Source organism: Achromobacter sp. UBA5777, from assembly GCF_002418565.1.
GTDB lineage: Bacteria > Pseudomonadota > Gammaproteobacteria > Burkholderiales > Burkholderiaceae_B > Achromobacter > Achromobacter animicus.
Genome location: NZ_DIEJ01000207.1, coordinates 1 through 8,262 on the forward strand (window position 1 = coordinate 1; position 8,262 = coordinate 8,262).

An 8,262-nucleotide genomic window follows, 5' to 3' on the forward strand; every position below is an offset into this window, starting at 1 on the left:
ACCACCATGGGCACCACCTGGTCCGCGCGCCTGGCGCTGCCGGCCGGCGTGACGGAAGCGTCGGCACGACAGGGCATCCAGGCCGCGCTGGACCAGGTCGTCGCGCAAATGAGCACCTGGGAAACGCACTCGGACATCACGCGCTACAACCGCGCCGAGTCCGGCTGGCAGACGCTGCCGCCCGAGTTCTTCCACGTGCTGCATCATGCATTGATGCTGGCCGAGGACAGCGGCGGCGCCTACGATCCGACCGTGGGGCCGCTGGTCAATGCCTGGGGTTTCGGGCCGCACCAGCGCGCTTTTGAACCGCCCTCGCCCGCCGCCATCCAGACCGCGCGTGATCGTTGCGGCTGGCGGCGCGTGCCGCTGGACCAGGACCGCCACGCGGCCTGGCAGCCTGGCGGCGTCTATCTGGACCTGTCGTCCATCGCCAAGGGGTACGGCGTGGACCGGGCGGCGCTGGCGCTCGATGGCTTGGGCATCACCGATTACCTGGTCGAAGTCGGCGGCGAATTGCGCGCCCGCGGCAAGCGTCCCGACGGACAATCCTGGCGCGTGGCCATCGAAGTCCCCGACGCCAGCGACGATCATGCGCTGGCCTTGCCGCTGCACAATGGCAGCATCGCCACGTCGGGCGACTACCGGCGCCACGCCGGCGACGGCGATGCGCGCTACGCGCACACGATCGACCCGCGCACCGGCCACCCGGTGCGCAATGTGGTCGCCTCGGTGACCGTGCTGCACCCTGTCTGCATGCAGGCCGATGCGCTGGCCACCGTGCTGACGGTGCTGGGCGAAGCCGAGGGGCTGGCCTATGCGCGCCGCCATGCCCTCGCGGCGCTGTTCATCATGCGCGGCGAAGACGCCTGGCGCGTCATCGCCACGCCGCAGTTTGAAGCCCTGGCCCTGGCCACCTGAATGCCCATGTTGCACACCCGATTGATCGCGGCAACCTGCGTGGTGCTGGCTTGGCTGCTGCTGTGCCTGTGGGCCTGGCAACGCGCCCGCCGCCAGCAGGCGCAACACGCGCTGGCGCTGCAGGCGCTGAGCGCCCCCGCGCCCGAAGACGCGCTGCTGGTGGCCTACGCCAGCCAGACCGGCTACGCCGAGTCGCTGGCCATGCAGACCGCCGACTCGCTGCGCGCCGGCGGGTTGACCGTGCGCGTCGCCTCGCTGGATCAACTGAACCTTCAACGCCTGGCCGCGTATCGCCGCATGCTGTTTGCCGTCAGCACCTACGGCGAGGGCGACCCACCCGATGCAGCCGCGGCCTTTGCCGGACAGATGCAGCAGACGCCGCAGGGCGCCGCGCTGGCCGGCGCGCAATATGCCGTCCTGGCGCTCGGCGACAGCGAATACGCGCAGTTCTGCGGCTTTGGCCACCGGTTGAACGACTGGCTGCACGCGCAGGGCGCGACACCGTTGTTCGATCTGGTCGAGGTCGACAACGACGACGCGGCCGCGCTGCGCCACTGGCAGCATCATCTGGGCCTGCTGGCCGGCCGCAGCGACCTGCCCGACTGGGAGGCGCCCGTCTACGACACTTGGCGCCTGGCGGGCCGGACACTGCTGAATCCCGGTAGCCAGGGCGGCCCTTGCTATCTGCTGACGTTGTCGCCGCCGCCCGAGAGCACGGCCGCATGGCAGGCGGGCGACATCGCCGAAATCGGCCCCCGGCGCGAACGGGGCGGCGCGCTGGAGGCGCATCGCGAATACTCCATCGCTTCGCTGCCCGCCGACGGATCCATCCAGCTTTTGGTGCGCCAGATGCGCGGCGCCGATGGCGCACTGGGCCTGGGCAGCGGCTGGCTCACGCACATTGCGCAGACCGGCGACGAGATCGCGCTGCGCGTGCGCACGAATCGCAATTTCCACCCGCCGGCTGACGACCGCCCGCTGATTCTGATCGGCAACGGCACCGGCCTTGCGGGCCTGCGTGCGCTGATCAAAGCGCGCCGCGCGGCGGGCCACCGCCGCAACTGGCTGGTCTTCGGCGAGCGCCACGCCGCTTACGACGGGTTCTGCCGCGATGAGATCGACGCGTGGCGGCAAGACGGCACATTGGAACGCGTGGACACGGTGTTCTCGCGCGACCAACCCCAGCGCCGCTATGTGCAGCACTGCCTGGGCGAACAGGCGGACGCCGTGCGCGCCTGGGTGGATGCCGGCGCCGCCGTGTATGTCTGTGGCAGCCTGCAAGGCATGGCCGGCGGCGTGGATGCCGCACTGCAGGACATCCTGGGCGCCGACCGCCTGCAAGCCCTGCAGCACGCGGGCCGCTACCGGCGCGACGTGTACTGACGACGCACGCGGCCCGCGTTTTCCGAGTCCTTACTGCAGCTTGATCTGCGCCCGCTCGATCACCGTCTTCCAGCGATCGCGTTCGGTGCTGATCTGCTCACCGAACTGCGCCGGCGTGTTGCCCAGCGGGAACGCACCCGTCTCTTCCATCTTTGCCGCCGTCGCCGGATCGCGCACGGCGCGCGCAAAGGCATCCGCCAGCTTGTCGCGCACGTCGGCCGGCATGTTGGCCGGACCCACCACGCCATACCAGGCCGTCACGTCGTAGTCCTTGTAGCCCTGCTCGGCAAAGGTCGGCACGTCCGGCAGGCGCGGATTGCGCGCCGTCCCAGTAATCGCCAGGGCTTTCAGGTGATTGCTCTTCACATACGGCAGCGACGACGGAAAGTTGTCGAAGATCACCGGCACCACTCCGCCCACCGTGTCAGTCAGCGCCGGCGCCGAACCGCGATACGAAATGCTGTTCATCTTGCCGCCGATGATCTGCAGGAACCAGATCATGCCCAGGTCGTTCACGCCGCCCGCACCCGCGTTCGCGTAGCCGTCCTTGCCCGGATTGGCGCGCACGTGGGTCACGAACTCAGCCAGCGTCTTGGCCGGAAAGTTCGGATTCACGCTGAGGATGTTGGGGCTGGTCACCAGGTTGCTGATGGGCGTGAAGTCCTTGACCGGGTCATAGGCCAGGTTGGGGAACAGGTGCGGCGCCGTGCCGTGCGTGCTGACCGTGGCCAGCCCCACGGTGTAACCGTCCGGCTTGGCGCGTGCGGTGGCTGTCATGCCGATGGTGCCCGACGCGCCCGTGCGGTTCTCCACGACGATCTGCTGGCCCAGAATTTCGCCTGCCTTGGCCGCGGCCACGCGGCCGACGATGTCCGTGGGACCGCCCGCCGGGAACGGCACGATCAGCGTGATGGGGCGGTCGGGAAAGGCGGCGTGAGCGGCCGGCAGCGCGGCGGCCAGCGCCAGGGCGGCACAAGTCTTGCGGAACATGATGGTGGGTCTCCTGGTACGGCTGTTGTTATGGAAGGGGTTGGGCCGCGGCCTGATCGCGGCAAAGAATGCGGCCGGGCCGCGGGGTGTCTGCCGTGGCCGGAAAAACCGGCGTGCCATTGACCAGCACGTGCTCCACGCCGGCAGACGCGAGCGTCGGCGCTTCCCAGGTGGCGCGATCGATCACCGTCTCGGCATCGAACACGACAATGTCTGCCCACGCGCCCACGGCAATCCGGCCTCGGTTCGCCAGCCCGAAGACGCGGGCCGGCAACGCGGTCATCTTGGCTACCGCCGCCTCCAGCGTGACAAGCTGCGCCTCGCGCACGTAGCGGCCCAGCACGCGCGTGAAGCTGCCCCACAGCCGGGGATGCGGATGCGCGTCGTTGGGCAGGCCATCGGACCCGACCATGCAGCATTCGTGCTGAAAGATGCGGCGGACTTCGTTCTCGTCCATCGCAAAGTAGATCGCCCCGGCCGGACACAGGCGTTCGGCCGCCGTCGTCTTGTCGCAGCCCCAGCGCGCCGCGATGTCGCTCAGGTATTCGCCGTTGCATTCGGGGTGCGGCGTCGACCACGTGATGCGGATGTCGTCGATGGTGTCGGCGCGCTCCGGGATCAGGATGGTGGAACTGCCGGGATACGGGTAAATATCCAGCGCCACGTCCACGCCCTCGGCGCGGGCGCGGTCGATGTTGGCCAGCGTGGCGGCGCTCTTGCCCCAGTTGCGCGGCATCATGCACTTGTGATGCGACAGCACGGTGGCGCAGCCGGTGTTGCGGCCAATGGCCAGCACCTCGTCGACAGCCGCCTCGACCGCATCGCCCTCGTTGCGGATGTGGCTGGTATGCATCGCGCCGCGCGCCGCCGCCACGCGGGCCAGCCCCTCCAGTTCGGGCGGCTGCGCAACCCCGCCCGGCTGATAGGCCAGACCCGTGCTGAAGCCCACGGCGCCCGCGTCCAGCGCGTCGGCCAGCATCTGCTGCATGGCGGTTTGCTCGTCGGTCGTGGGCTGAGCAGTCGGATCGCGCATTGCGGCAAGACGCAGGTTGGCGTGGCCCACCAGCGCGGCCACATTGATGACCGGCTGTCGCTCGCGCAGCTCGTCGAAATAGTGCGTCATGCTGGCAAAGAGCGGCGTCTCGCCCAACAGCGCCAGCGCCGCCGCAGTGTTGCCCGGCAGCGGCGCGGGCGCACCGCTGACGCCGCAGTTGCCCACGACGACCGAGGTGATGCCCTGGCTCGTCTTCCACGCCAGGTCGGGCTTTTCCACGAACATCAGGTCGTCGTGACCATGCACGTCGATGAAACCGGGCGCCACGATCTTGCCCGCGACGTTCACGCGCGTGGCCGCGGGGATCCCGGACAGGTCGCCGATCGCTGCAATGCGTTCGCCCGCCACGCCCACGTCGGCGCGCCGGCGCGGACCGCCCAGCCCGTCGATGAGCCAGCCGCCTTCGATGATCAGATCCAAAGTCTCCTGCATGGTGTTCCTGCCTTGGTGAAGGACCTAGTATCGTCCGCGCGATCAATCTGGAAAAATTGTTTTTATTGATCCATCTATCGCGTTTTGAAATGCATCGTCTGCCCAAGCACGTTACCTTGAAGCACCTGACCGCCTTTGTGGCGGTAGCCCAGGAGTCCAGCTTCACGCATGCCGCCAAACGCCTTTTCCAGACGCAGTCGTCCGTCACCAGCCTGGTGCGCCAGCTTGAAGACGCGCTGGGCACCCAGCTCTTTGCGCGCACCAGCCGGCGCGTGCTGCTGACGCCGGCCGGCGAGGAATTCCTGCCGCGCGTCATGCGGCTGCTGGCAGACTTTGACGGCGTGATCGAGGACGTGGTGCGCTTTGGCGCGCTGGAACGCGGACGCGTTGGCGTGGCGGCGGCGCCGTCGGCCATCACGCAGCTCATCGCGCCGGCCGCCGCCATGTTCGCGGCGCAGTATCCGGCGGTGCGGCTTTATCTCAGCGACGACAACTCGGGTCGCATCCAACGCAAGGTGGCCGCACGCGAGGTCGATTTCGGCCTGACCAGCCGCTGGGCCGACGCCCCCGGCCTGCAATTCGACGCCTTGCTCGAAGACCGCTTCGGCGTGCTCTACCGCCAGGACGACGCCACCCTGCGCCCAGGGCGCGACGGCGCCATGCGCTGGTCTGACCTGACCGGCCGCAAGCTGGTTGGGGTGGTGGATGAAACTGGCATCATGGCCCTGCTGCGCGCGCGCGCCGACCTGCCGATCGAGGCGGCGGCGCCGTTCTATGAAGCATCTAGCACCACGTCGCAGGCGGCGCTGGTCAAGGCGGGAATGGGCGTGGCGCTGCTGCCGGCGTTGGCCGCGCAACGCGTGATGGAGCCGGGGCTGGCCTATGCGCTGCTGGCCCGGCCCACTGTGGTGCGCACGCTGTGCATCATCCGCAACAAGGAATATCCGCTAAGTCCCGCTGCACAGGCATTGATCGCGGCCATCCACGACTACCTGCGCACGGCGCAACTACCGGCAGGCTGCCGGCGCTTGTCCGCCGCACGGCAGAAGCACTAGGGATGCGGGCGTTGCCACCGTGCTGATCGGCGCCGCCAATGCGATCGGGTGTCAGACACCCTCGCGCAGCTTCTCGTCCAACGCGGCCAATCCCGCCGCGAACACGTTCTGCCCGACCGCCGCAGCGACTTCGCCCAATGGCGCACCCTCAACGCGGAAATCGGCCCACCATTGCACCAGCGTCCCGCCGCCCTCGGTGATCGGATGCAGCGACACACCCGCAACATAGTCGCGCATCGGCAGGTCGGTCTCGATGATCGAATAGCGCAATGCCGTGTTGGGATCGTCCAGCATCAGCAGCTGTTCCCGCACAAACCCTGACGGCTGGAGCGTGAGATGCCGCACCGAGCCCACCGCGTCATGGCGGCCGCCCGCTTCCAGCCGGCTCTCCGCGACGCCGGGATGCCAGCCTGCCAGGCCGTTGAAATCGCGGAACAGCGGCCAGACCTTGTTCAATGGCGCGTGGACGACAGCGGTGATGTGTACGGTATGCGGCATACGGGCTCCGTTAAACGCAATGCGTGTCGAATAAGCCGAAAAGCTGCGGCGATGGGGATCAGAAGGTCAGGTTTTTGAATTCTCGCGTGGCGGCCGTCAGCGCCTGTTCAGTGGGCAGGCGTTCCATCGAGCTGGCGCCGTAGAAGCCGTGGCAATGCTTGCACGCGCGCAGCACGTGCGCCGCGTCCTCGGGCGTCGCAATCGGGCCGCCGTGGCACAGCACGATGATATCCGGGCGCACCGCCAGCGCGGCCTCGGCAATACGGTCGATGGCGGCGACGCAATCATCCAGGGTCAGCGCCGTTTCCGCGCCAATGGACCCGCCGGTGGTCAGCCCCATGTGCGCCACGATGATGTCGGCCCCCGCGCGGGCCATGGCCACGGCGTCGTCCTCGTTGAAGACGTACGGCGTCGTCAGCATGCCCTTTTGATGTGCCAGACGGATCATGTCGACTTCCAGCGCATAGCCCATGCCGGTCTCTTCAAGATTGGCGCGAAAGTTGCCGTCGATGAGGCCGACAGTGGGAAAGTTCTGCACGCCAGCAAAGCCCTGCCGTTTCAGGTCGTCCAGGAACACGTCGAAGTCGCAGAACGGGTCGGTGCCGTTCACGCCGGCCAGCACCGGCGTCTTCTTGACCACGGGCAGCACTTCGCGGCCCATGTCCACGACGATCTCGTTCGCGTTGCCGTAGGCCAGCAAGCCCGCGAGCGAGCCGCGGCCCGCCATGCGGTAGCGGCCCGAGTTGTAGATCACGATAAGGTCGATGCCGCCCGCTTCCTCGCACTTGGCCGACAGCCCGGTGCCCGCGCCCCCGCCCACGATCGGCGTGCGGGCGCGCACCATGGCGCGGAACTTGTCCAGCAGTTCGTTACGGTCAAAACGCGGCATGGCGGCAATCCTTCAAAGTGCGGCAATTTCAAGAAAGTGGTCGACTGCCGTCCTGGCGAACAGCGGATCGTTGATGTGGCAGGGCACGCGGATCAGGCGGCGGTCCGCCGTCTGCCGCAGGTTGGCCTCCAGCGCGGCAAACAGCGCCGCGTCGGCCTCTGGGTCCCAGAACGCCTGGCCCGGCGCATCCAGCGCGGACACGCCGCCCTCGGGAATCAGGAAGCGCACCGGGCCGTCGCAACGGTTCAGCCGGTCGGCGATCCATTCGCCCTGCCGCGTGTTTTCCTCCGCGGTCGTGCGCATCAGCGTGACCTGCGGGTTGTGGGGATAGAAGCGTCGGCCGCGGTAGCGTTCGGGCACGGTGTCCATCGCGCCGAAGTTCACCATATCCAGCGCGCCGCACGACCCGACATAGGGCGCGCCCGTGCGTGCCACCGCGCCAAAGCGGTCATCGGTGCAAGCCAGCACGCCGCCGAACAGCAGGTCGCAAACTTCAGTCGTGGTCAGGTCCAGCACGCCGGCAAGCAGGCGGCTGTCCAGCAGCTTTTCCATCGACTGCCCGCCCGTGCCCGTCGCGTGGAACACGAGGCAGTCGAATTGCGATTCCAGGAGCGGCGTGACCTGCTGCACGCAGGCGGTCGTGACGCCGAACATGGTGATGCCCACCGCCGGCCGGCCATCGTCAGCCGCTGCGGCCGACGCCTGACGGAACGCGCCGCCGATCGCGCCGGCCGCATTGGCCAGCACCCGGCGCGAGATGCGGTTCAGGCCTGCGACGTCGGTCACGGAATACATCATCGCGATGTCAGACGGTCCTACATAAGGCGCGACATTGCCCGACGCCATCGTGGACACCATCACCTTGGGCGTGCCGATGGGCAGTGCGCGCATCGCCGGCGTGATGAGCGCCGTGCCGCCGGAACCGCCCAGACCCAGCAGCGCGCCGATGTCCGCGTTGCCGGCGGCGTAGCGCTAGAACGCAAGGGCCATGGCCGCAATCGCCGTGCCCCGGTCGCCCGTGAAGACCGCCGCGGCGCCGTCCG

Annotated in this window: 7 protein-coding genes and 1 pseudogene; 3 read left to right on the plus strand and 5 right to left on the minus strand. The window is 68.4% G+C overall.

Features of this window, described 5'->3' with window-relative positions:
- Together B3446_RS17080 and B3446_RS17085 are read left to right on the plus strand one after the other, a co-directional pair.
- Positions 1–918, plus strand: a 918-nt coding sequence (locus tag B3446_RS17080) for an FAD:protein FMN transferase (protein ID WP_291383621.1), incomplete at its 5' end; no start/stop codon positions are given.
- A 6-nt stretch (positions 919–924) separates the two neighbouring features.
- Positions 925–2,301 (plus strand): sulfite reductase subunit alpha, encoded by a 1,377-nt coding sequence (locus B3446_RS17085; protein ID WP_409558273.1) that lies wholly within the window; start codon positions 925–927, stop codon positions 2,299–2,301.
- Between the two features lie 30 nt (positions 2,302–2,331).
- Here B3446_RS17085 and B3446_RS17090 read toward each other — a convergent pair whose 3' ends face one another.
- Positions 2,332–3,291: a tripartite tricarboxylate transporter substrate binding protein BugE gene (locus tag B3446_RS17090; protein WP_291383625.1), complete on the minus strand. Its 960-nt coding sequence runs from the start codon at positions 3,289–3,291 to the stop codon at positions 2,332–2,334.
- Positions 3,292–3,319: 28 nt separating this feature from the next.
- Positions 3,320–4,777 (minus strand): N-acyl-D-amino-acid deacylase family protein, encoded by a 1,458-nt coding sequence (locus B3446_RS17095; RefSeq protein WP_291383627.1) that lies wholly within the window; start codon positions 4,775–4,777, stop codon positions 3,320–3,322.
- An 89-nt stretch (positions 4,778–4,866) separates the two neighbouring features.
- Between B3446_RS17095 and B3446_RS17100 the strand changes: the two genes are divergently transcribed.
- Complete coding sequence (locus tag B3446_RS17100) at positions 4,867–5,832, plus strand: LysR family transcriptional regulator (RefSeq protein ID WP_291383629.1); 966 nt, start codon at positions 4,867–4,869, stop codon at positions 5,830–5,832.
- Positions 5,833–5,883: 51 nt separating this feature from the next.
- Here the strand turns inward: B3446_RS17100 and B3446_RS17105 are convergent, their stop codons facing one another.
- The 3 genes and pseudogenes from B3446_RS17105 to B3446_RS17115 all read right to left on the minus strand — a co-directional run.
- Positions 5,884–6,330: an SRPBCC family protein gene (locus tag B3446_RS17105; RefSeq protein ID WP_291383631.1), complete on the minus strand. Its 447-nt coding sequence runs from the start codon at positions 6,328–6,330 to the stop codon at positions 5,884–5,886.
- A gap of 58 nt (positions 6,331–6,388) precedes the next feature.
- Positions 6,389–7,219, minus strand: a complete 831-nt coding sequence (locus B3446_RS17110; RefSeq protein WP_291383633.1) for a phosphoenolpyruvate hydrolase family protein — start codon at positions 7,217–7,219, stop codon at positions 6,389–6,391.
- Positions 7,220–7,231: 12 nt separating this feature from the next.
- Positions 7,232–8,262, minus strand: a pseudogene (locus B3446_RS17115) (Tm-1-like ATP-binding domain-containing protein); the annotation flags it as partial.